The following is a 22,544-nucleotide window of genomic DNA, read 5'->3' as shown; positions in this document are numbered from 1 at the left end:
GCTGGACTCGGCTTCACACACCGACGTCACGGCGTACGCCGTCCGGGACGGCGCTCTGGTCGCCGAGACCGCGTTCGGCTGCACCGGCCTCGCCGACCCGCGCCAACTGGTCGGATACCAGGGCGCCGCCGCAGCGCCATCGGCCATCGTTCTGATCAACCACGGCCTGCACGTCGAGATCCAGGTCGACAGGGAGCATCCGGTCGGACGCACGGATTCGGCCGGCGTGAGGGACGTCGTGCTGGAGTCCGCGGTCACCACAATCATGGATCTGGAAGACTCGGTTGCGGCTGTAGATGCAGCGGACAAGGTTGCCGGCTACCGCAATTGGCTTCACTTGATGCAGGGACGGCTGAGCGCGGAGGTCGCCAAGGACGGGTGCGCGTTCACCCGCACGATGAATCCGGATCGGGAGTACACCGCCCCGTCAGGCTCTGCGCGTGTACGGCTTCCCGCCCGGTCCATGCTGATGATTCGGCACGTCGGCCATCTCATGGCCAGCGAAGCGGTGTTGGATGAATTCGGGGTGCCGGTCCCCGAGGGAATTCTCGACGCCTTGTTCACCGGACTCGGCTCGCTGCACGACCTGCGCGGTCCGGTCGCCGGCACCAACTCGCGCACCGGCAGCGCTTACGTGGTCAAGCCAAAGCTGCACGGCCCCGACGAGGTCGAACTGGCCTGCGAGATCCTCGCCCGGACCGAGGCCCTGCTCGGCCTGTCCCAGGGAACCATCAAGATCGGCATTATGGACGAAGAGCGCCGAACGTCGCTCAACCTCAAAGCTTGTATTCACCGGGCGCGGGACCGCGTGGCGTTCATCAACACCGGCTTCCTGGACCGCACCGGTGACGAGATCCACACCTCCATGCTGGCCGGTCCGATGGTCCGCAAGTCAATGATGAAGGCACAGCCGTGGTTCGCGGCCTATGAAGAGTCGAACGTCCACACGGGGCTGGCTTGCGGATTCCGCGGCCGCGCCCAGATCGGCAAAGGCATGTGGGCCGCACCCGACAACATGGCCGACATGGTGGAGCAGAAGATCACGCACCCACGTGCCGGCGCCAATTGTGCGTGGGTGCCGTCGCCTACCGCGGCCACTCTGCATGCACTCCACTATCACCAGGTGGATGTCGCTGCGCGCCAATCAGAACTGTCGCGCGATCATCGGCCGCCGATCACCCGGCTACTCACCATCCCGTTGGGTGATCCGGCCGAGTGGGATGCTGACGCCCGTCGGGAAGAACTCGACAACAACGTGCAGAGCACCCTCGGCTATGTCGTGCGTTGGGTCGACGCCGGAGTGGGTTGCTCCAAGGTGCCCGACCTGTCCATGACTCCTTTGATGGAGGATCGGGCGACCTGTCGGATCAGTTCCCAGCACATCGCAAACTGGATCTATCACAGAGTCATCACCGTCGACCAGGTGGAGGACTCTCTTCGGCGGATGGCTGTCGTGGTGGACAGACAGAACTCGGATGACCCCGGTTACCGCCCAATGGCTCCGAGTTACGACAGTCCTGCGTTCCGCGCCGCCCGAATGCTCGTCCTACACGGTAGAAGTCAACCCTCGGGCTACACCGAACCGATCCTGCACCAGCACCGTGCCGCTGTGAAGGCGGCCAACCTGACAGAAAGCAGCTGATGACCCTGACCCTAGAAACAGCTCGCACCATTGTCGTAGAGGCTCGTGCAGCCGCAGTCGAGCAAGACCTCAAGCCGATCGCTGTCGTGGTCCTGGACGCGGGCGGGCATCTGGTCGCCGCCGAACGGGAGGACGGCTGTTCGATCAAGCGTTTCGAGATTGCCAAGGCCAAGGCATACGGCGCACTTGCTCTGGGCTCCGGGAGTCGAGCCCTGATGGTTCGTGCCGAACAACAGCCATACTTCATCGCCGCCGCCACGGCCGTTATCGGGAACGAACTGGTACCGGTACCCGGCGGCGTCCTCATCCGGGACTCTGTGGGAAATCTACTAGGCGCGGTTGGCATTTCGGGTGACAGCTCCGATAACGACGAGCGCGCAGCGGTGGCGGGCATTGTCGCCGTCTCCTTGGCCGCCCAGACCGACTAGTCGGCCGCGGGCGTGCCGCGGCCCGTCACACCCCTCATCACGCCGTGTTTCAATATAAGTGAAATCAACATCGACAACGAAGGTGGCCTCGAGTGGCGGGAAGCTGGTTTCCTGACACCACACCGCTGCGGATCTCACCCGACTACCGCCGACTCTGGGTCGGAAACACAGTGGCCTACCTCGGCGTGACGACCACCACCGTCACAGTCGCCTATCAGATGTACCAGCTCACCGGCTCGTCGTTCGCGGTCGGAGCAATCGGGTTGGTGGCAATCCTCCCGTTCATCATCGGCGGGCTCTACGGAGGCGCGCTGGTCGACCACTTCGACCGCAAGCGGGTCGCGCTGATCACGGCCGGCGCGACATGGCTCGGAGCGCTCGCGTTGGTGTCACAGGCCATGCTGAGCCTGAACTCCCAACTGTGCCTCTACCTGATCGTCGGCGTACAGAGCGTCTTCGTCGCCGTCAACGGTCCGGCCCGCAACGCGATCATTCCTCGCCTGTTACCGCGGCACGCGCTGGCAGCCGCCAACGCACTCTCCGTCAGCGCCACCGCGCTGGCGCTCGCGCTGGGCCCGTTGGTCGCCGGGGTGATACTGACGTGGCAGGGCGTGGCAGCTGCCTACCTTGTCGACGCGCTGGCCTACACCGCGCTGCTCTATGCACTCGTGCGACTTCCGCCGATGCCGGTGGTGTATGGCGAAAACAAGGGCACAGCACCAGGATTTGCATCGGTGTTGAACGGATTCCGGTTTCTGCGCCAAGCGCCGAACTTGCGTGCGAGCTTCCTGGTCGACATGTGTGCGATGGTGTTCGCCGAGCCTCAGGCGCTTTTTCCCGCGCTGGCGCTCGGCGTCTATGCAGGCAATCCCTCGGCGTTGGGATTGCTGCAGGCCGCACCGTCGATCGGCGCACTGATCGGGTTCACGGTGTCGGGTCCGTTGCACCGTATCCGTCGACAAGGGCTGGCCATTGTGCTCGCGGTCGCCGGCTATGGAACTGCCATCACGTTCGCGGGTGTGGCCGCCATTGGTGCGCCCGGCCTACTGGTGCTGGGCGTGGTGATGCTGTCGATCGCGGGTGGCTTCGACATGGTGTCGGCGACGTTTCGATTCACCATGTTGCAGGCCGCCGTGCCCGACGACCTACGGGGTCGGATCCAGGGTTTGTTCACCGTCGTCGTGGTCGGCGGCCCACGCTTGGGTCAGTTTCTGATCGGTTCGGCCGCGATGTGGCTCGGGGAGCCCGTCGCCATGGTTGTCGGCGGGGTGGCCTGCGCCGTCGCGGTCGGCGTCACCACGGCGTTCAACCGGGGCCGCCTTCTGCGTTACGACGCCCGAGATCCCAGCCCGTGACCCTTGCCGACAACGACGGAGTTAGACGAGAACCGGTTTCGACGGGGTGAAAACCACCGGCATCGATTCCAGACCGCTGACGAAGTTCGCCGGGCGCAGCGGCAGCATGTTCTCGTCGGCCAGCCTCAGGTCGGGCAGCCGCTGCAGAACCTTGGTCAGCATGAGCCGCAGCTCCAGCCGGGCCAGCTGGTTGCCCAGGCAGAAGTGCGTACCGAACCCGAAAGCCACGTGGCTGTTGGGATTTCGGTGGATGTCGAACTCGTCGGGATTCTCGAACACCGTCTCGTCGAAGTTCGCCGACTCGAACATCAGCATGATCTTCTCGCCCGATTTCAGCGACGTGCCATGGAACTCGGTGTCGGCGGTCAGCGTCCGGCACATGTTCTTCACCGGTGAGGTCCAGCGCAGCATCTCCTCGATGGCGCCGGGCAGCAGCTCCACGTCGCCTACCAGCTGACGCCACTGATCCTGGTGCCGCAGAAGCTGTTCGGTGCCGCCCGACAGCGTGTGCCGGGTGGTCTCGTCGCCTCCGATGAGGATCAGCAGTGTCTCGAAGACGATCTCGTCGTCCGACATCCGGGAACCCTCGACCTCGGCGTTGACCAGCACCGAGAACAGGTCGTCGCGCGGGTTGGCGCGGCGGTCGGCGATCACCTCCATGGTGAACGCGGTGTAGGCGGCGAAGGTGTCCATCAGTTTCTGGATCACGGTCTCGTCGACGGTCGACGACAGCCCGCAGACCAGGTCGTCGGACCACGTGAGCAGCATGTCGCGCTCGTCGGGCAGCACCCCGAGCATGTCCCCGATGACCGCCATCGGCAGCGGGGCGGCGATGTCGCGGACGAAGTCGCACTCGCCGCGTTCGCACACCGCGTCGATCAGGGTGTCGCACAGCCGCTCGATCGACGGCACCTTGTCCATCACCCGCTTGCGGGTGAAACCGGAGTTGACCAGCTTGCGCCGCAACAGGTGTGACGGATCGTCCATGTCGATCATGTACGGCATGCCGGGCTGGTCCGGCCGGATGCCGCCGGTGCTGGAGAACAGCTCCGGGTTGCGTTCGGCGTCGAGGACCGCCTGGTACGTGGTGGCCGCGGCCAACCCGTTACGGTCCCGGAACACCGGCTGATTGGCCCGCATCCACTTGTACGCCGCGCGCGCCGCGGGGCCGTCGGCGTAGAAGTTGCCGTCGGCGAGATCGACGTCGAGACCGGCTTCGACCAGGGGCGAGGTTGTCATGCGTCTCCTACGATCCGGGAGTCGGCGAATGTCATGTCGACGTTGGCCGCCGAACTCGACACGAGTGCGCGTTTGGGTAAGCCTAGGGCGGAAAGCTCAGCGGCGTAGGGATGTTCGCCAAGACGCAGCGAGACGCCGCCGGGCCGGTAGCGCACCCCGGACAGCACCATCTTGCCCTCGGTCTCCCGGGTGACGCCGTCGAGATGTGAGTACGTCGAATGCACCTGCGGCTTGGATGCGAGCGCCGCGGGCACCGGGATGCCGGGCGCGAACTCCATGCTCACCACGTGCTGACCGTCGATGCTGACGTCGAACCCGAACTGGCGCCCGTTGCGGACATCGGCAGTATCGTCCGCTCCGCGGACGGTGAAGTCGGCCATCACCTTCGGGTAACCCCAGATCGTCCGGCCGGCTTCGAGCGTGAACGACTGGTCGACCGGCAGGTGGTGCACGAACGCGCCTGCCGACTGCAGCGCCTTCATCCCGCTCGCGTGCGTTCCGGGCGGGTTCACCATCACGTTGGTGCCGTACTCGTAGTACTGGCCCAGATCGGTGTCCTCGTAGCGCATCAGCATCAACACCACCATCGCCCGGCGGTTGCCCCGGCCGAACCGGCACACCTTGAGGCCGCTGTAGTCGATCATCCGCTGGGCGGCGTCGGCGTCCACGGCGAACATCGCGGTGTGTTGATGGGCGGTACGCACCCGCACCGGCATCGTCAGGACGGTTCCGGCGATGGTGTGCTGGGACAGCTCAGTGGTGTCGCTCACACGCCCAATCTAGAACGTCCGCTAGACACTCGGCAAGGAAGTGTCTAGTCGGCGGTCCAAACCAGGGCGGCCAGATCGCGGATCTGCTCGGACGAGCGGGCGCCGACGACCATCATGGTGACCCCGGCGGCTTCCCACGCCTTGATCTGTTCCCTGACGTAGGCGAGATCGCCGACGATCGCGGAGTCGTCGACCAACTCGTCGGGAATGATCTTGGCCGCCTCGTCCTTGCGGTCACTGCGGAACAGTTTGGTGACGTCGTCGACCACCTCGGCGTACCCCATCCGGCGGTACACGTCGGCGTGGAAGTTGGTGTCTTCGGCGCCCATTCCGCCCATGTAGAGCGCCAGGTGGGGCTTCATCAGCTCCATGATCTCGGCGCGGTCGTCGGTGACGACGACCTGGGCGGTCGCGCAGATCTCGAACGTCTCCCGGGTGCGCCGGGCACCCGGACGCGCGAAGCCTTCGTCGAGCCACTCGTTGTACATGCCCGCGATGCGTGGCGAATAGAAGATCGGCAGCCAGCCGTCGCAGATCTCGGCGGCCAGCGCGACGTTCTTGGGACCCTCGGCGCCGAGCATCACCGGGATGTCCGCGCGGCGCGGATGGGTGATCGGTTTCAGGCTCTTGCCCAGGCCGGTGGTGCCCTCCCCGGTCAGCGGCAGCGGATAGTGCGGGCCGGCGCTGCGCACCGGGGCCTCGCGCGCCCACACCTGGCGCAGGATGTCGATGTACTCACGGGTGCGGGCCAGCGGCTTGGGGAACTTCTGCCCGTACCAGCCCTCGACAACCTGCGGGCCCGAGACGCCCAGGCCGAGGATGTGCCGGCCGCCGGACAGGTGGTCCAGCGTCAGCGCCGCCATCGCGCACGCCGTCGGGGTGCGCGCGGACAGCTGGATCACCGACGTGCCCAGCCGCATCCGGGTGGTCTCACGACCCCACCACGCCAGCGGGGTGTAGGCGTCCGAACCCCACGCCTCGGCGGTGAACACGGTGTCGAAGCCGGCCTCCTCCGCCGTGGCGACGAGCTCGGCGTGGTTGGTGGGCGGCTGCGCCCCCCAATAACCCAACTGAAGTCCCAGCTTCACCGCGCTACCTCCACACCCGTCCTTGAAACCATTCTTAGAACCTGTTCTACTCGATGCCGTGACCACCAGCCAAAGCAGCCCGGTGCAGATCGACCCCCATGAGCCGCCGCTTTCCGCGCCGCTGAAGCTCGCATTCGACTACACCCGTTCAGTAGGACCGCTCCTCGGTCAGTTCTTCACCGCTCTCCGCGAGCGGCGCATCGTCGGAGTTCGCGGATCGGACGGCAGGGTGCTCGTCCCGCCCGCCGAGTACGACCCCGTCACCTGGGAGCAATTGACCGAGATCGTACCGGTGGCAAGTGTCGGCACGGTCGTTTCGTGGACCTGGCAGCCGGAGCCGCTGGAAGGCCAGCCGCTGGACCGCCCGTTCGCGTGGGCGCTGATCAAGCTCGACGGTGCGGACACCCCGCTCCTGCACGCGGTCGACGCCGGTTCGGCGGACGCGATCAGCACGGGTGCACGGGTTGCCGCGCACTGGGTGGACGAGCCGGCGGGCGCGATCACCGACATCGCCTACTTCACCCTCGGTGATCAGGCCGAGGCCGTCCCGGCACCGCCCGAGGGCCTGGAGCCGGTCGGCATGGTCGTGATCCCGAGCTCGATCGAGATCCAGCACACCGCGTCCCAGCCGGAGAGCGCCTTCCTGCGCGCCCTCGAGCAGGGCAAGCTTCTCGGAGCGCGCTCGGGGCCTGACGGCAAGGTGTACTTCCCTCCGCGCGAGGCGAATCCGGCAACCGGACGGCCGTTGGACGAGTTCGTCGAACTGTCCGACAAGGGCACCGTCACGACGTTCGCGATCATCAACATCCCGTTCGCCGGGCAGCGCATCAAACCGCCCTACGTCGCGGCCTACGTGCTGCTCGACGGCGCCGACATCCCGGTGCTGCACCTGGTCTCCGACATCGAGGCCGACAAGGTCCGCATGGGGATGCGCGTGCAGGCGGTGTGGAAGCCCGAGGATCAGTGGGGCCTGGGTATCGACAACATCGAATACTTCCGGCCGACGGGCGAACCCGACGCCGACTACGACACCTACAAACATCACCTGTAAAGGGCAAGCTCACATGGCTTCGGAAAGTTCAGTCGCAGTAGTCGGGTTCGCGCACGCGCCCCATGTGCGCCGCACCGACGGCACCACCAACGGCGTCGAGATGTTGATGCCGTGCTTCGAATCCATCTACGCCGATCTCGGCATCACCAAGTCCGACATCGGGTTCTGGTGCTCGGGATCATCGGATTACCTTGCGGGCCGGGCGTTCTCGTTCATCTCGGCGATCGACTCGATCGGCGCGGTGCCGCCGATCAACGAGTCCCACGTCGAGATGGACGCGGCCTGGGCGCTTTACGAGGCCTACATCAAGATCCTCACCGGCGAGGTCGAGACCGCGCTGGTCTACGGGTTCGGCAAGTCCTCGGCGGGCACCCTGCGCCGGGTCCTCGCGCTGCAGACCGACCCGTACACCGTCGCACCGCTGTGGCCGGATTCGGTGAGCATGGCGGGTCTGCAGGCCAGATTCGGCCTGGACTCCGGGAAGTGGACCGCCGAGCAGATGGCGCAGGTCGCGCTCGACGCGCAGGCCGCCGCATCCCGCGTGGACTCCCTGGAACCGGGCGCCAGCGTGGACGAACTGCTGCAGCGCCCGTACTTCGCGGACCCGTTGCGCCGTCACGACATCGCGCCGATCACCGACGGCGCGTCGGCGATCATGCTCGCCGCCGGGGACCGCGCGCGCGAACTGCGTGAGCGGCCGGCCTGGATCACCGGGATCGAGCACCGCATCGAGACACCGGTGCTGGGTGCGCGTGACCTGACCACGTCACCGTCGACGGCCGCGTCGGCACAGGCGGCCACCGGCGGGGACGCCTCGTCGATCGAGATCGCCGAGCTGTACGCGCCGTTCAGTCATCAGCAGCTGATCCTCAAGGAGGCCATCGGCCTGTCCGAGAGCACGAAGATCAACCCGTCCGGCGGGGCGCTGTCGGCCAACCCGATGTTCTCGGCCGGCCTGGAGCGCATCGGTTTCGCCGCGCGGCACATCTTCGACGGCGACGCCTCCCGCGTGCTGGCGCACGCTACGAGCGGTCCTGCGCTGCAACAGAATCTGGTCGCGGTCCTGGAAGGAAAAGACTGATGGGGAGCGCATCGGTTTCGCCGCGCGGCACATCTTCGACGGCGACGCCTCCCGCGTGCTGGCGCACGCTACGAGCGGTCCTGCGCTGCAACAGAATCTGGTCGCGGTCCTGGAAGGAAAAGACTGATGGTGTGGATCGGGACATGCACCGGGTCGCTCGCGCAGGCGGCGGGCTGCGGCGCCCCGCAGCGGGCGATGCTCGCGCTCGGGGCCCCGGCGATCCTGCTGGTCGGCGGCCTGTGGTCGCTCGTCCGCAGCTTCCGGGTGCACGGGCACAGCGCCCGGTGGGCCTGGCAGGGGGCCGGCTGGTCTCTTCTCGCTCTGATGGTGCTCAGCGCCATTCTGAGTCTTCCGTCGCTGCCCGGGCGGTAGCAGACTGGAGGGGTAGTTCTAAGGAGTTACCGATGAAGGGTCCGAAAGATCCCGTCGACCATGTACGCACCACGCGACCGCACGCGGGTGAGTCGATGAAAGACAACAAGATCATGCCGGCGCTCGTGGTGATCGGTCTCGCGCTCGTCAGCTTCGTCGCCGCGCTGGCCGCGTTCGCCACCTCCCATCCCGACGTCGGTGTCACGCTCGGCGCGGTCGCGCTCACCGGATTCGTGCTCGGCGGCGGCTGGCTGATGATCGAGCATCATCGTGTCCGCCGGCTCGAAGAGCTCTGGTACGCAGAACATCCGGGCGCCATAAGGCAGCCGCCCAACAGCTGAGCTAGGGCCGCGAGATTGCAGTCAGGGCCGTGGCGGCGCGGTTGTCCACAGCCTTGACCAGGTCGGCGCTGGGCTGAAACTACCGCCGACCTCTTCCTGACGTGTACGTCGCGGCGACGGCGAAACCCTCGCTGCGGTGATCCGGGCCTGAATCAGCCGAGTGCCCAACGCGCCGCGCGACCGCGATTTCAAATGAACCAGGCGGTCTGCCGCGCAGGCTGAACCAGTTTCACCAGCGAATTCCTTAATTGGCTTGTCATCCAACCAATATGTGAACTACGTTACTGCGAGGTGCTTCGACCGCTGCTCACACGGGGCGGAGCCAACGCCAGGCATGTCGATTCATGGAGAGGTCTTGGTCCCCTTGGGAGAACCCAACAACGACTCGGTGCGGACGAACCGCAAAGTACGCACTCTGGCTGCGATCACAGTCGGTAACTCCTTCGAGTGGTACGAGTGGGCGATCTACGGCATCTTCGCGCCGTTCATCGCGGCGGCGATGTTCGACAACTCAGATCCGGTGTCGGCGCTGTTGTCGACGTTCGCCGTCTTCGCGGTCGGCTTCTTCATGCGTCCAATCGGAGGCGTCGTCTTCGGCCGGATTGCCGATCGCCGTGGACGCAAGTTCGTGCTGGTCGCCACTCTGCTGATGATGGGAACCGGCAGCCTGCTCATCGGGTTTCTGCCTGACTACGACAGTCTCGGAGTATGGGCATCGCTTCTTCTGCTATTGGCTCGCATGTTGCAGGGCTTCGCGCATGGTGGCGAAAGCGCAACGTCGTACTCATATATCGCCGAACTTGCTCCGCCCGAAAAGCGCGGAGCGTGGAGCAGTTTCGCCTTCGTGGCGGTGCTCATCGGAACTGTGTTCGCGTTTGTCCTCGGGGTCGCGCTCACTGCTCACCTCGGGCAGGAAGCTGTCTCCGAATGGGCTTGGCGGGTACCGTTCATCGTCGGTGCGGTCGGCTCCTTCTGCGTGCTGTTCCTGCGGAGCAAGATGGAGGAGTCGGCGGTGTTCAGCCAGCAGGCGCAGCCTTCACCCGCCGCGGTGAAAGTGTCCACGACGGGACTGGTTCGCCCTGTGCTCATCTGTATCGGATTGATCTGCGGTTTGACGGTGTTCCAGTACACCTGGCTCACGTACATTCCGAGTTATGCGATCGTGCACCAAGGTGTATCGGCTCAGTCGGCCTACCTCGCCCTCGCAGGTGCGCAGTTCATTGCTCTTGTTTGCCTACCGTTTTGGGGACGCCTCGGCGACACGATCGGGAGACGGCCGGTCTTCATAGGGTGGGCTCTTCTCGTGGCCGTGTTGCAGATCCCGTTGGTGGCTCTAGCCGGAGCCGGCGCCTGGTCGCTGTTTGTGGCCGGAACAATCGCCTGGGTACTGGCTACCGCAACGGGCGCCCTGCAAGCCGCCGCGCTTGCCGAACAGTTCAGCACTCGCCAACGCACGATGGGGATCGGGCTGGCGTTCTCGGTGTCGGTGGCTGTATTCGGCGGAGCTACGCCGTATCTCAACGAATATCTGCACGCTCACGGATACGGTTGGCTGGCCCCGGCTTGGGTGATCGGCGCAGCTTTGTTGACAGGTTTGACGGCATGGCTCATGCCCGAACGAAACGGGGCGGATCTCGCTCACGTCGGGCACACGCCAATCCGTCAAACTGAGGACAGCGCACCGCCACGGTGAACTGGGTCTTTTCCCGGCAACCGGTGTCGAGCAGGTCGTAGAGGAATGGAGATCGATCCCATGACGCAGGAGCACAAGCGACCGCGCGGACGCCAGACCGAACGGCGGCTCGAGGCGGAGAACAAGCTGCTGGTAGCCGCCGCTGAGCTCATCGGTGAAGTCGGTCCGACGCGCATGACATTCAACGACATCGGCACTCGCGCCGGATACAGCCGAGGGCTGGCCAGTCATCATTTCGGGTCCAAGAACGCCCTCATTCGCCGCATCATGGATAAGGTCACCGAAGACTTCCACCGAGACCTCGCCGCGCACGACCCGGATCCGGCCGACGTCCGCGACGGTATTCGTGAGATCGTTCTCGCCTACTACCGCGGTCTCGGCAAGAGTGATCCGATGATTCGGGCTCGGGTGGCGCTATGGGCGGCGGCAGCGGTGGAGGGGTCTGAGATCGATCGCTCGCACGTCGCTGCCGCCGAGGAGCGCTTCAAGGATGAGATCCGTACACGGATCTCCAAAGGCATTCGTTCCGAGCAGATCCCGGGTGATCTCGACACAGAAGGATTCACCACAGTACTGATCGCGATGCTGCGCGGGGTGGCCGTGCAACTCTTGCTCGACAACTCGGTCGACCTCGACCGGGCGGCAGCCGAAACGCTGGCATTCGTCGACGGCCGGCTCGCGCGCCGTCCGCAGGCAAAGCCGACCTAGACCCCAGATCCCTCCAGGGTGGGCGCGCGACCGCGGCCACCTGTCCAAACTATTGGCTTGTCGGCAAGCCAACAAAACGTAACTCGTGCACGAACTGATGGAGAAACATGACCGTCACCCAACCTCGTCGCTCAGCTGTCGTCACGGGCGCAGCCAGCGGAATCGGGCGGGCCACCGCATGGCGACTGCGTGAGCAGGGGCTTTCAGTAACAGCCGTTGACGTTGGCGAACCAGCCGAGAGGCCGGCCGACATGCCCTTCCAGTACCTCGACGTCGGCTCCGCCGCAGAGTGGCAGGCATTCGCCCGCACCCTTGAGCAGCGTGGCGAGGGGGTCGACGTGTTGGTCAACGCCGCAGGAGTCCAGGGTGAGCTCGGCCGGTCGACGCTTGCGGAGTGTTCGATGGCGAACTGGGACCATGTTCTCGGCGTCAATCTGTCCGGAACCTTCCTGGCATGCCAGAGCATTCTGCCGCTGATGCGTGACCACGGGTCGATAGTGAACATCGCGTCGATCGCCTCGTACTATCCCACCGCCTACAACGTGGCCTACGGTGCGAGTAAGGGCGGTGTCGCCCAGTTGTCCAAAACGGTTGCCGCGGTGGCTGCTCCGCGTGTCCGGTGCAACTCCGTACATCCCGGAGTCATTGCGACACCGATGGTCGAACGGATCCTGACGACCTCGGGTGACTCCTCGGACACCGATTTCGTACACAGAATCCCACTCGGTAGGCAGGGCACCGCTGAAGAAGTAGCCGAGGTGGTGGCATTCCTGGTCTCCGACGCCGCCAGGTATGTCACAGGAGCAGAAATCACCGTCGACGGCGGTAGCCGTCTCGTCCGCTGAGCAGGCGACACGAACGACAAGGAGTCTCAATGGATCGCCTTTTCCGTACCGAGCGCGAACACCGCACTCTCGGGAGCGTCCTGCACAGACAGGCCGCCGCGCGGCCGGAGGCAGAGTTTCTGATCACGGATGACCATGTCTGGACTTACGGGCAGTTCGAGCAATGGACCAACCGGATAGCCGCCGGTCTGCAAGGCCTTGGAATCGAGCAGGGTGACAGGGTGCTCGTGATGCTGCCCAACTGCGCTGAGTTCGTCGCGGTGTGGTTGGCGTGTGCACAGATCGGCGCTGTCGAGGTGCCGGTCAACACCGCCTACAAGGGAATGCTGTTGGAGCACATCGTGTCTGACAGCGGTGCGAAGGTCGCTGTCATCGCGTCGGAGTACCTGCCGCGCTTCGCTCCCGACAGTGACGCATTCGCCGGTCTACGCCATCTCATCGCGTGCGGCTCAGCTCCGTTGGCATACGCCGAGCCGCGACTGCACGATTGGTCCGTCCTCGAGTCCGACCAGGAACCGGACCGGCCCACGGTGAGCCCAACGGATCAGATGGCAATCCTCTACTCCTCGGGTACCACGGGCAGATCAAAAGGAATCATGCTCAGCCACAACTACTTCTGGTTCAGTGGTGTGCGTTGCGCAGACCATGGCCGAGTCACCGACAACGACCGGTTGTACACGTGCCTACCGCTATTTCACGCGAATGCGCAGTGTCTTACCTTGATGACCGGCTTGGTGGCCGGCGCGTCGGTGATTCTCGATTCCCGATTCTCGGCGTCCAGATTCTGGGATCGGCTCCGCCGGTGTCGGGCTACCCGATTCAATTACATCGGCGGAATGATCCCGATCCTTCTCAAGAACCCGCCGTCTGATTCCGACCGGTCGCACCACGTGGAGTTCGCGTTGGGCGCGGCCGCGCCGGCCGATCAATTCCGATTGTTCGAGGAGAGATTCGGCGTCACCTTGTTGGAGAGCTACGGCCAGACGGAGAACTGTGTGGCATTGGCAAACCCGATCGACGAACGGCGGGTGGGCTCGGTGGGCAAGGCGATCTGTGGTTACGACGTCGCGCTGGTCGACGACCACGATGAGCCGGTGCCGGTAGGCGAGATCGGCGAGTTGGTATTCCGGCCGCGCTTCCCCGACATCATGATGACGGGCTATCACGGAATGGCGGAGGCCACGCTGGAAGCGAGCCGGAACCTGTGGTTCCACAGCGGAGATCTGCTCCGGTGCGATGACGACGGCTACTTCTATTACGTCGACCGCAAGAAAGACGCCATTCGGCGCCGTGGCGAGAACATCTCGGCATTCGAGGTGGAACTTGTGGTCAACGCGCACCCTGACGTCATCGAATCCGCAGCGATTGCAGTACCTTCCGAGGTCGGTGAAGACGAGGTGATGATCTTCGTGGTTCGCCGCCCGAGGTCACAACTTGATGAGCTCAAGCTGATCGAGTACTGCGATAGCCGGATGCCGTACTTTGCCGTACCCCGATTCGTCGAGTTCCGTGAAGAGCTTCCGAAGACCCCCACTCATCGTGTCGAGAAGTACCGCCTGCGCGCCGAGGGGCGAACAGCACGAACCTGGGACCGCGAGGCCTCGAGCTTCGAGCTCACCAGATAGCCACCTACATCGAAAGGACACCTCATGATCACCCGAACCGGCAACATCGCCCAGCTCGGCTTCGTCGTATCCGATCTGGGCAAGGCGGTGAAGCACTGGGTCGAATTCCTGAAGGTCGGGCCGTTCTTCGTGGCCGAAGAAATCAAGCCCGACTCGTTCACACACCGTGGCCAGGCCTCAGACGCCACGTTCGCCGCCGCACTCGCCAACACGGGCGACATGCAGATCGAGCTGATTCAGCCGCTCGGCGATTCCCCGAGTCTGTGGCACGAGTTCGCTGCCTCGGGGAGGCAGGGACTGCAGCATGTGGCGTACTGGACCGACGAATTCGACAAGGAGTTCCAGGCGGCACAGAACGCCGGCTACCGGCTTGCACACGGTGGGGTCCTCAGCGGTGGGCGTTTCGTTTATTTCGAGACCGACGACCCGGATGGTTACGCCGTTGAACTCTCCGAACAGAGCCCCGCCAAGCGTGCGGTCTTCGACGCCATCAGAAACGCCGCAGTCGGATGGGACGGCAGTGTCCCGATCCGTCCGTGGTCAGAAGCGCTCGACCTGGCGGCCGCAGCGACCCCCGGGCCCAACTGATGCGTGCCGTCGTTGCAACAGAACAGGGGCCGGTGCTCACCGAAGTCACCGTTCCAGCGTTGTCGCGGAATACGGTAATGGTGAAGGTCCACGCCGCGGCGCTCAACCGCATAGATCTCCGGATGGCTCGAGGTCTTGTCCATGGCTCGTCCGGCGGGTTGGGCAAGGCGTGCGGCATGGAGTGGGCCGGAGAGATCGTCGAGATCGGCTCCGACGTGACCGGATGGACCGCGGGGCAACGCGTGATGGGTGTCGGTGCAGGGGCGTTCGCCGAGTTCCTCACCGCCGACCCCGGAGTGATTCTCGAAGTCCCCGAGGGGCTGTCGTACCACGAGGCCGCGACGCTACCCGTCGGGTTGCAGACAATGCACGACGCGCTGGTCGCTCAGGGAAGGTTCCGGGCCGGGCAGAACGTGCTGATCCAGGGCGCGAGTTCAGGAATGGGCCTGATGGGGATGCAGATCGCCCGGGAGCTCGGCGCGGGCTTGATCATCGGCACGTCCACCGACGCCGACAGACGTCAGCGGCTCGGCGAGTTCGGAGCGGATATGGCTTTGGACTCGCGAGCCGACGACTGGGTGACCGCCGTTCTCACAGCCACCGGCAACGAGGGCGTTGACATCCTTTTGGACCTTGTTGCCGGCCCATTGGTGATCCCCGGTATGCGCGCCACCAAGGTGGGCGGACGGATGGTCAACATCGGACGGGTGGGTGGCGAGCAGGGCGCTGTTGACTTCGATCTGCATTCTCTGCGGCGAATCCAATACGTGGGAACAACCTTTCGTACCCGGGGTCCGAAAGAGGTCAGCGACGTCGTCGCCGCGGCCACTAGGGATCTCAGAGACGCCATCGGTGCCCGCCGCATCACGATGCCGGTGGCCGGAGTGTATCGGCTCGACCAGGTCGATGAGGCATTCGCCCAGATGGAGCGCAATCAGCACTTCGGAAAGCTCGTGCTCAGCGTTGAGGAACGACAGGAAGGAACACGACCTTGAACGAGAAGCCGTGGTCGACCGATGCGGGCGGTCTGCACTTATTTCTGGGAAGCTGCACCGCCTGCGGGCACACATTCTTCCCGCCCCAGATGTACGGCTGTGAGTCGTGCGGCTCCGGGTCGAATAGTTTGACCACTCTTACGGTGCCGGCGGCAGGAACGCTCACCGCTGCGGTGACCGTCAATACCCACCCGGAACTGGCGACGCCTTTCACCGTCGGCGATATCGTGCTCGATCAGAAATCGGTCGTCGTGCAGGCGCTTCTGGCGGCCCCGCTACCGGCGGGGGAGCGCGTTGTTGGCGCCCTCGAAACAGACCAAAGCGGTGAGGTAGTGGTATTCGCAGCAGAACGGGAGTCGGTCTGATGGCCAGGAACTTGTTGAAAGACACGCCCGTCTACGTAGTCGGCATCGGTATGTACGGTTATCGGAGGGCCTCGGCGACAACATATTTGACGATGGGCGTCGCGGCCGTCCGAGAGGCGCTCAGTGATGCGGCGATCATGTGGGAGAACGTGGAAAGTGCGTTCGTCGGGTCGGGGAAAATCGGCATGGCCGCTGCCCCCACACTGGCCCGGTACCTTGGCCGCACCGGCCTCCCCGTCGTCCAAGTCGAAAGTGCATCAGCGTCCGGATCGGTCGCTTTCCGGCAAGCAGTACTCGACGTGGCCAGCGGACGATGCGATGTCAGTCTCTCAGTGGGTGTCGACAAGGCAGAGTTCCCGCCGGACGCGGTCAGCAAGTCGGGAATTCGTGGGCTGGTCGACGGCCGCGTGGAGTTTCACACCATGTTTGCTCTGCGCACCGAACACTGGCTGGAGCAGCGTTCGGCAGATTCCCGCCAACTCGCCGCCGTCGCCGTCAAGAACCACCGCAACGGGGCGCTGAACCCGTATGCGCAGCGGCGCAAGGTGCGAACGCTTGAGGAAGTACTCGAGCCGCCCTACATCTCGGGAATCCTCACCCGATTGCAGTGCACACCCGTGGGGGAAGGTGCCGCTGCGGCGATCGTGGCGTCGGCTGAGGGGCTGACCCGGCTGGGTATCGACCGTCGCCGTTGTGTCAGGGTGCGCGCCGCGGTGCACCAGACGCAGCCACATTTTGATGATGCGGTGGGTAACGAGGAAGAGGCCGTCACACGCGCAGCGGCGCGGGAGGCGTACGAACAGTCCGCGATCGGTCCGGACGGGCTCGACATAGTGGAACTGCACGATGCGTTCTCGGTAGAAGAGCCGATGTACCTGGAAGCAATGGGGGTCTGTGCCGAGGGCAAGGCACTGCACGATCTCGCTCATGGTGCGCTCGACATAGGCGGGCGGGTGGCGGTCAGTCCATCCGGCGGGTTGCTGGCAATGGGACATCCGGTAGGCCCGACCGGTATCGGCCAGGTTTGTGAGTCGGTGCGTCAGCTTCGCGGTGAAGCGACCGGCCGCCAGCATGCGAACGCCAACACCGCATTGGTTCACATGGTGGGTGTCGGTGGTGTCTGCACCATCCATGTTCTCGAGAACGAAGCTGAGGTGAGCCGCCGTTGATCAGTACAGCTTTCACCGAACGCACCGGCATCAAGCATCCCATCCTGTGTGGTGGAATGACGGGTCTCGGCGTCGCTGAGTTGATCGCACCGGTGGCCAACGCCGGGGCCTTGGCATTCCTCACCGCGCTCACCCAACCCACACCGGAAGCACTGGCACGCGAAATTGCGCGGACCCGCGATCTCACCGACCAGCCGTTCGGGGTGAACCTGACGCTCCTGCCGACTATTTCGCCAGTGCCGTACGACGAATACCGCAGCGTCATCATCGATTCGGGCATAAAGTTCGTGGAGACCGCGGGATCGAATCCCAAGGATCATCTCGCTGATCTGAAAGCTGCCGGTGTCACCGTCATACACAAGGCGACCAGTGTCCGGCATGGACTGACGGCGCAGCGGATGGGCGTCGACATGATCAGCATCGACGGATTCGAGTGTGCGGGCCACCCCGGGGAGGACGACGTTGCAGGACTGGTGTTGGTGCCCGCGGCTGCGGACGCGCTCGATGTACCGGTGATCGCGAGCGGAGGTATCGCTGATGGGCGAGGGCTGGCCGCTGCACTGTGCCTGGGCGCGTGCGCGGTCAATATGGGCACGCGCTTCATGGCAACGGTCGAGGCTCCGATTCACGACCACGTAAAGCAACAACTGGTTCGCAACAACGAGTTGGACACCGTGCTGGTCTTCAGAAACCTGCGCAATACCGCTCGCGTGGCACGCAACTCGATCTCCGAAGAGATCAACCGCATCGGACGCGACCCGGAGTCGACCTTCAGCGACGTTGCGGAACTGGCGTCGGGCGCGCGGGGCCGTAAAGCTGTTCTGGGGGCCGGTGACATGGAGGGCGGGATGTGGTGGGCCGGTCAGGCGCAAGGGTTGATCCGCGACATACTGCCCGTGAGTCGGCTTGTCGAATCCATTGTGGCGCAGGCTGAAGAAATCCTGAATCGGCTGCACGAGCGGTCGCTGACACACGCAAGAGGGCAACGATGAATACTTCTGGCTTGTTTGATCTGTTCCAGTTGCCCGAGGAGCATCGGGAGTTGCGGTCGGCGATTCGGGCGTTGGCGGAGAAGGAGATCGCTCCGTATGCCGCTGATGTGGATGAGAATTCGCGATTCCCGCAGGAGGCGCTCGACGCGCTGGTCGCGTCGGGTTTCAACGCGGTGCACGTCCCCGAGGAGTTCGGCGGCCAGGGCGCCGACTCGGTGGCGGCGTGCATTGTCATCGAGGAGGTGGCCCGGGTGGATGCGTCGGCGTCGTTGATTCCGGCGGTGAACAAGCTGGGCACGATGGGGCTGATTCTGCGTGGTTCGGATGAGCTGAAGAAGCAGGTGCTGCCGTCGGTGGCGTCCGGCGAGGCGATGGCGTCTTATGCGTTGTCTGAGCGTGAGGCCGGCAGCGACGCGGCGGCGATGCGCACCCGCGCCAAGGCCGACGGTGACGGCTGGATCCTCAACGGCGCCAAATGCTGGATCACCAACGGCGGCAAGTCGTCCTGGTACACGGTGATGGCGGTGACCGATCCGGACAAGGGCGCCAACGGTATCTCGGCGTTCATGGTGCACCTCGATGATGAGGGTTTCACGATCGGGCCCAAGGAGCGCAAGCTGGGTATCAAGGGTTCGCCGACCACCGAGTTGTATTTCGAGAACTGCCGCATCCCGGGCGACCGCATCATCGGCGAGCCGGGCACCGGGTTCAAGACCGCGCTCGCGACACTGGATCACACCCGTCCGACCATCGGTGCGCAGGCGGTCGGTATTGCGCAGGGTGCGCTGGACGCCGCGCTGGAGTATGTGAAGGACCGTAAGCAGTTCGGTAGGTCGATCAGTGATTTTCAGGCGGTGCAGTTCATGCTCGCCGATATGGCGATGAAGGTCGAGGCGGCCCGGTTGATGGTGTATTCGGCGGCGGCGCGGGCCGAGCGCGGTGAGGGCAATTTGGGGTTCATCTCGGCGGCGTCGAAGTGTTTGGCTTCGGATGTCGCGATGGAGGTGACCACTGATGCGGTGCAGTTGTTCGGCGGTGCGGGCTATACGGTCGATTTTCCGGTGGAGCGGATGATGCGCGATGCGAAGATCACCCAGATTTATGAGGGCACCAATCAGATTCAGCGCGTGGTGATGAGCCGCGCCCTGCTCAGGTGAGCTGACCGCGAGCGTGCATTCCCGGTAGCTGCCTGCACGGCGGCACTACTTTGGGAGCACGCTTGCGAAAAGCTGCGCATCACAGCGCCGGGCGCAGGTGCGTGGTGCCCTAACCAACACGACGACGGGCCCAACCGGTTTCCCGGTCGGGCCCGCCTTGCCGAGAGCTACTGGTTGGATTCCTGGCGCTTCTCGGCAGCATTGGCGCCTGCGCGGGCCGACTCGGCCTCGGCTTCCTTCTTGGCGGCTTCTTGCTGCGCGTCGGCCTTGTCCTGCTGGGCCTTGCCCTCGCGGACCATGTCGTCGCGGCCGGTGACGGTACCCACCGTCTCCTTGGCCTTGCCCTTCACGTCCTCGACGACGCCCTTGATGCCTTCTTGCGGACCACTGTTCTTCTCGGTCATGATCGCCTTCCGCTGGGTAAGTGGATGGGGCTTCGGCGCCCCGTCGTTGAGCCACTCCCTGGCTTCCCGGAGCGCTCCCGGGCTAAACGGGCCGAACCGCGCGCTCAGCCGCGACAAAGTTTGCTGGCCGGCCGGCCACGCCCGGGACGAACGTGAGGGTTTGGCCCTCACGAAATGCGGGGTATGGGAGGGCACGATGAAGACCACCCCACCGCGAGAGTCATTGCATGATCGGCGCCAAGATCAAGAAAGCCCCGGCATAAATTGCAACGCACGTCAGTATGAGGACCGCCAGCGCGATGCCCGCCGCCACCAGAATCCGGCGCAGCGGTTTGGTGTGCTGATTCATGGTCCTCGGTTACCCGCGGCCGGGAGGCCGGTAACAGACACCGGGTGCGTCCATGAATAACGGCGATTCAGCCTGGGGTAATCTCGCTGGCAAGTTTCCGGGAGGTCAGATGGCCGATGTTGCGAGCCACAAGAATGGGCAGCGTCGCGGCGCGCAGTCGGTAGAGCTGCGTGTCACGGCGACGCTGGAGAACCTGGCGGTGCTGCGCACGCTGGTGGCTGCGATCGGCACCTTCGAGGACCTCGACTTCGATGCCGTCGCCGACCTGCGGCTGGCTGTCGACGAGGCGTGTACCCGGCTGATCCGCTCCGCGGTGCCCGAGTCGACGCTCCTGGTCGTGGTCGATCCGCAGCCCGACGCGTTGGTCGTGCACGCGTCGACGACCTGCGACAGCACCGACATCCTGGCGCCGGGCAGCTTCAGCTGGCATGTGCTGAGCTCGCTGACCGACGAAGTCACCACGTTCTCCGACGGCGCGGTCGCCGGCGACGCCGAGGTGTTCGGTATCTCCATGACGACGAGGCGAGCGAGTTCGTTGCAGTGACCCGCCCGTCATCCCAGGGCTCGTCGTCTCGATCGAGCTCTGAATATGCGGACGTTGCCGAGATGTTCCGCGCGCTGGCCGAACTCGAAGAGGGTTCGACCGCGTTCCAACGGCAGCGGGACCGCATCGTCGAGCGTTGTCTGCCGCTGGCCGACCACATCGCGCGCCGGTTCGACGGCCGCGGGGAGCCGCGCGACGATCTGGTCCAGGTGGCCCGGGTGGGTCTGGTCAACGCCGTCATCCGGTTCGACGTGAACGCGGGCTCGGACTTCGTGTCCTTCGCGGTGCCGACGATCATGGGCGAGGTCCGCCGCCACTTCCGGGACAACAGCTGGTCGGTGAAGGTGCCGCGCCGGCTCAAGGAACTGCACCTGCGGCTGGGCGCGGCCACGGCCGAACTGTCCCAGCGGCTGGGCCGTGCCCCGACCGCCACCGAGCTGGCCGCCGAACTGGAGATGGACCGCGACGAGGTCATCGAGGGCCTGGTCGCGGGCAGCTCCTACAACACCCTGTCGATCGACAGCGGGGGCAGCGGCAACGAGGACGCGCCCGCGATCGCCGACACGCTCGGTGACGTGGATCTGACGCTGGACCAGATCGAGAACCGTGAGGCGCTGCGTCCGCTGCTGGCGCAGCTGCCCGAGCGGGAACGCACCGTGCTGGTGCTGCGGTTCTTCGAGTCGATGACGCAGACGCAGATCGCCGAGCGGGTCGGCATCTCGCAGATGCACGTGTCCCGGCTGCTCGCGAAGTCGCTAGCGCGGCTCCGCGACCAACTTGAGTGACCGCGGCGGGTCTTTCCGGATGGCGCTCAACGCCGCGGACACGTCCGGGCAGATCGGCAGTGCCGAGTCCGGGTCGCAGATGCGCAGCAGCCGGTTGACGGCGCTGCCCGGAACCAGCGCCCACCGGATGTCTCCGCTGACGCACTGGACGTTGAGCGTGTGCAGCGCCGAGAAGCCGGCGGTGGAGAAGAACGTCAGCCCGGACAGGTCGACTATCAGCCACTGCGTGGTGTCGGAATGGCGCAGCGCGTAGTTGACGAATTCGATTCCGTTGGCGGCGTCGAGCTCACCGTGGCCCGCCACGATGGCGGTGGATGGTTCGGGCCAACTGGTTTCGAAGTGAGCCGTGTGGCAGACGAAGTTTTCGGAGGCCGGAGCCGACGAATTTTCTGGGACGTGATGCACGATTGACTCCGATCAAGAGTGCGAGTGCGGAAGTTCACGCCATGGCGAAGCCCTAGTTCTCAAAGCCTCCACGGGGCCGAAAGCCCCGTGTGAATGACGATGACGCTTTCTGGGAGGCTGTGAATTCAACCCTGTCTCGAACCTTACGCCTCTAGGCTGATCTTGGACACCTAATACGCAAGTTGTTTACAAACGTTCAGGCGGGTGTCGGCGTCCTGCCTTCCGATGACTCGAGAGTAAGTTCTAACCACTGTGGCACAAGAGGTTTCGGCAACCGGCGTGGTCCTGGCCGCGGGGGCGGGCACCCGGTTCGGAATGCCGAAGGTGCTCGCCGACGGCGGCGGCTGGCTGCGTTCGAGCGTCGCCGCGCTGCATGACGGCGGCTGCGGCGACGTGGTGGTGGTGCTGGGCGCCGCGATCGTCGAGGTCCACGCGCCGTCGTCCTTGCGCGCCCAGAACGGGCCACCGGGATGGCCGAGCAGGACTTCGAGCGCCCCGGCGGAGTCGCGGAAGAGCAGCAGGCCGGCACTGAGCTTGGGCACCGCCCGACGAT

The 22,544-nt window shown here is 64.9% G+C and carries 25 protein-coding genes and 2 pseudogenes; 21 read left to right on the top strand and 6 right to left on the bottom strand.

Features of this window, described 5'->3' with window-relative positions:
- The 3 genes from ASJ79_RS26750 to ASJ79_RS26740 all read left to right on the top strand — a co-directional run.
- On the top strand, positions 1-1,642 hold a 1,642-nt coding region (locus ASJ79_RS26750), incomplete at its 5' end, for a malate synthase G (protein WP_067961882.1).
- Positions 1,642-2,070, top strand: a complete 429-nt coding sequence (locus tag ASJ79_RS26745) for a heme-binding protein (RefSeq protein WP_067961880.1) — start codon at positions 1,642-1,644, stop codon at positions 2,068-2,070. The genes ASJ79_RS26750 and ASJ79_RS26745, both read left to right, overlap by 1 nt.
- Positions 2,071-2,162: 92 nt before the next feature.
- Complete coding sequence (locus ASJ79_RS26740) at positions 2,163-3,425, top strand: MFS transporter (protein ID WP_067961878.1); 1,263 nt, start codon at positions 2,163-2,165, stop codon at positions 3,423-3,425.
- Positions 3,426-3,446: 21 nt separating this feature from the next.
- On the opposite strand, the gene ASJ79_RS26735 is transcribed toward ASJ79_RS26740, so the two are convergent.
- The 3 genes from ASJ79_RS26735 to ASJ79_RS26725 form a co-directional block, all read right to left on the bottom strand.
- Positions 3,447-4,664, bottom strand: a complete 1,218-nt coding sequence (locus ASJ79_RS26735; protein WP_067961876.1) for a cytochrome P450 — start codon at positions 4,662-4,664, stop codon at positions 3,447-3,449.
- Complete coding sequence (locus ASJ79_RS26730; RefSeq protein ID WP_067961887.1) at positions 4,661-5,416, bottom strand: acetoacetate decarboxylase family protein; 756 nt, start codon at positions 5,414-5,416, stop codon at positions 4,661-4,663. The genes ASJ79_RS26735 and ASJ79_RS26730 overlap by 4 nt, the downstream gene beginning before the upstream one ends.
- Positions 5,417-5,478: 62 nt before the next feature.
- Positions 5,479-6,522 (bottom strand): LLM class F420-dependent oxidoreductase, encoded by a 1,044-nt coding sequence (locus ASJ79_RS26725; RefSeq protein WP_067961874.1) that lies wholly within the window; start codon positions 6,520-6,522, stop codon positions 5,479-5,481.
- A 58-nt stretch (positions 6,523-6,580) separates the two neighbouring features.
- Between ASJ79_RS26725 and ASJ79_RS26720 the strand changes: the two genes are divergently transcribed.
- The 15 genes and pseudogenes from ASJ79_RS26720 (at position 6,581) to ASJ79_RS26655 (ending at position 19,504) form a co-directional block, all read left to right on the top strand.
- Positions 6,581-7,573, top strand: a complete 993-nt coding sequence (locus ASJ79_RS26720; protein ID WP_197420389.1) for a Zn-ribbon domain-containing OB-fold protein — start codon at positions 6,581-6,583, stop codon at positions 7,571-7,573.
- 13 nt (positions 7,574-7,586) lie between these two features.
- Positions 7,587-8,654 carry a thiolase domain-containing protein gene (locus ASJ79_RS26715; protein ID WP_067961872.1) on the top strand — a complete coding sequence of 356 codons (1,068 nt, stop codon included), beginning with the start codon at positions 7,587-7,589 and terminating at the stop codon, positions 8,652-8,654.
- A gap of 34 nt (positions 8,655-8,688) precedes the next feature.
- Positions 8,689-8,781 (top strand): annotated as a pseudogene (locus ASJ79_RS32865) (hypothetical protein); the annotation flags it as partial.
- Positions 8,781-9,026 carry a hypothetical protein gene (locus tag ASJ79_RS26710; RefSeq protein ID WP_231751060.1) on the top strand — a complete coding sequence of 82 codons (246 nt, stop codon included), beginning with the start codon at positions 8,781-8,783 and terminating at the stop codon, positions 9,024-9,026. The pseudogene ASJ79_RS32865 and the gene ASJ79_RS26710, both read left to right, overlap by 1 nt.
- A gap of 32 nt (positions 9,027-9,058) precedes the next feature.
- A complete protein-coding gene (gene usfY, locus ASJ79_RS26705) occupies positions 9,059-9,367 on the top strand; it encodes a protein UsfY (RefSeq protein ID WP_067961870.1) in 309 nt (102 codons plus the stop codon).
- A gap of 364 nt (positions 9,368-9,731) precedes the next feature.
- On the top strand, positions 9,732-11,060 hold the full coding sequence (locus ASJ79_RS26700) for an MFS transporter (protein ID WP_231751059.1): 1,329 nt from the start codon (positions 9,732-9,734) through the stop codon (positions 11,058-11,060).
- Between the two features lie 45 nt (positions 11,061-11,105).
- Positions 11,106-11,768 (top strand): TetR/AcrR family transcriptional regulator, encoded by a 663-nt coding sequence (locus tag ASJ79_RS26695; protein ID WP_067961868.1) that lies wholly within the window; start codon positions 11,106-11,108, stop codon positions 11,766-11,768.
- Between the two features lie 107 nt (positions 11,769-11,875).
- Positions 11,876-12,613 (top strand): SDR family NAD(P)-dependent oxidoreductase, encoded by a 738-nt coding sequence (locus tag ASJ79_RS26690; protein ID WP_082754085.1) that lies wholly within the window; start codon positions 11,876-11,878, stop codon positions 12,611-12,613.
- Between the two features lie 29 nt (positions 12,614-12,642).
- Complete coding sequence (locus ASJ79_RS26685) at positions 12,643-14,238, top strand: AMP-binding protein (protein WP_067961863.1); 1,596 nt, start codon at positions 12,643-12,645, stop codon at positions 14,236-14,238.
- Positions 14,239-14,262: 24 nt separating this feature from the next.
- On the top strand, positions 14,263-14,826 hold the full coding sequence (locus tag ASJ79_RS26680; protein ID WP_067961862.1) for a VOC family protein: 564 nt from the start codon (positions 14,263-14,265) through the stop codon (positions 14,824-14,826).
- A 32-nt stretch (positions 14,827-14,858) separates the two neighbouring features.
- Positions 14,859-15,821: a zinc-binding dehydrogenase gene (locus ASJ79_RS26675; RefSeq protein WP_197420388.1), complete on the top strand. Its 963-nt coding sequence runs from the start codon at positions 14,859-14,861 to the stop codon at positions 15,819-15,821.
- The gene (locus ASJ79_RS31710) at positions 15,818-16,186 is read left to right on the top strand and encodes a zinc ribbon domain-containing protein (RefSeq protein ID WP_082754084.1); all 369 of its coding nucleotides are present in this window, start codon (positions 15,818-15,820) and stop codon (positions 16,184-16,186) included. The genes ASJ79_RS26675 and ASJ79_RS31710 overlap by 4 nt, the downstream gene beginning before the upstream one ends.
- A complete protein-coding gene (locus ASJ79_RS26665) occupies positions 16,186-17,355 on the top strand; it encodes a thiolase family protein (RefSeq protein ID WP_067961856.1) in 1,170 nt (389 codons plus the stop codon). Before ASJ79_RS31710 ends, ASJ79_RS26665 begins: the two co-directional genes overlap by 1 nt.
- Positions 17,352-18,347, top strand: a complete 996-nt coding sequence (locus ASJ79_RS26660; protein ID WP_067961854.1) for a nitronate monooxygenase family protein — start codon at positions 17,352-17,354, stop codon at positions 18,345-18,347. Before ASJ79_RS26665 ends, ASJ79_RS26660 begins: the two co-directional genes overlap by 4 nt.
- Before the next feature lie 11 nt (positions 18,348-18,358).
- The gene (locus ASJ79_RS26655; protein WP_369803782.1) at positions 18,359-19,504 is read left to right on the top strand and encodes an acyl-CoA dehydrogenase; all 1,146 of its coding nucleotides are present in this window, start codon (positions 18,359-18,361) and stop codon (positions 19,502-19,504) included.
- A gap of 167 nt (positions 19,505-19,671) precedes the next feature.
- Here the strand turns inward: ASJ79_RS26655 and ASJ79_RS26650 are convergent, their stop codons facing one another.
- Both ASJ79_RS26650 and ASJ79_RS34840 read right to left on the bottom strand, forming a co-directional pair.
- Complete coding sequence (locus ASJ79_RS26650) at positions 19,672-19,908, bottom strand: CsbD family protein (protein WP_067961850.1); 237 nt, start codon at positions 19,906-19,908, stop codon at positions 19,672-19,674.
- A 220-nt stretch (positions 19,909-20,128) separates the two neighbouring features.
- Complete coding sequence (locus ASJ79_RS34840) at positions 20,129-20,257, bottom strand: hypothetical protein (RefSeq protein WP_255374773.1); 129 nt, start codon at positions 20,255-20,257, stop codon at positions 20,129-20,131.
- A gap of 109 nt (positions 20,258-20,366) precedes the next feature.
- On the opposite strand from ASJ79_RS34840, the gene ASJ79_RS26645 reads away from it, so the two are divergent.
- Together ASJ79_RS26645 and ASJ79_RS26640 are read left to right on the top strand one after the other, a co-directional pair.
- Positions 20,367-20,801, top strand: a complete 435-nt coding sequence (locus tag ASJ79_RS26645) for an ATP-binding protein (RefSeq protein ID WP_067961847.1) — start codon at positions 20,367-20,369, stop codon at positions 20,799-20,801.
- 62 nt (positions 20,802-20,863) lie between these two features.
- Positions 20,864-21,586, top strand: coding sequence for an RNA polymerase sigma factor SigF (locus tag ASJ79_RS26640; protein ID WP_369803781.1), 723 nt, complete (start codon positions 20,864-20,866; stop codon positions 21,584-21,586).
- On the opposite strand, the gene ASJ79_RS26635 is transcribed toward ASJ79_RS26640, so the two are convergent.
- Positions 21,557-21,991 carry an STAS domain-containing protein gene (locus ASJ79_RS26635; RefSeq protein ID WP_067961843.1) on the bottom strand — a complete coding sequence of 145 codons (435 nt, stop codon included), beginning with the start codon at positions 21,989-21,991 and terminating at the stop codon, positions 21,557-21,559. The genes ASJ79_RS26640 and ASJ79_RS26635 overlap by 30 nt on opposite strands.
- Positions 21,992-22,306: 315 nt before the next feature.
- Between ASJ79_RS26635 and ASJ79_RS32860 the strand changes: the two are divergent.
- Positions 22,307-22,544, top strand: a pseudogene (locus tag ASJ79_RS32860) (hypothetical protein); the annotation flags it as partial.

This window comes from Mycobacterium sp. NAZ190054, from assembly GCF_001545925.1.
Classification (GTDB): domain Bacteria; phylum Actinomycetota; class Actinomycetes; order Mycobacteriales; family Mycobacteriaceae; genus Mycobacterium.
The sequence above is the reverse complement of the archived record's forward strand: the minus strand, read 5'-3'. Positions and strand labels throughout refer to the sequence as shown.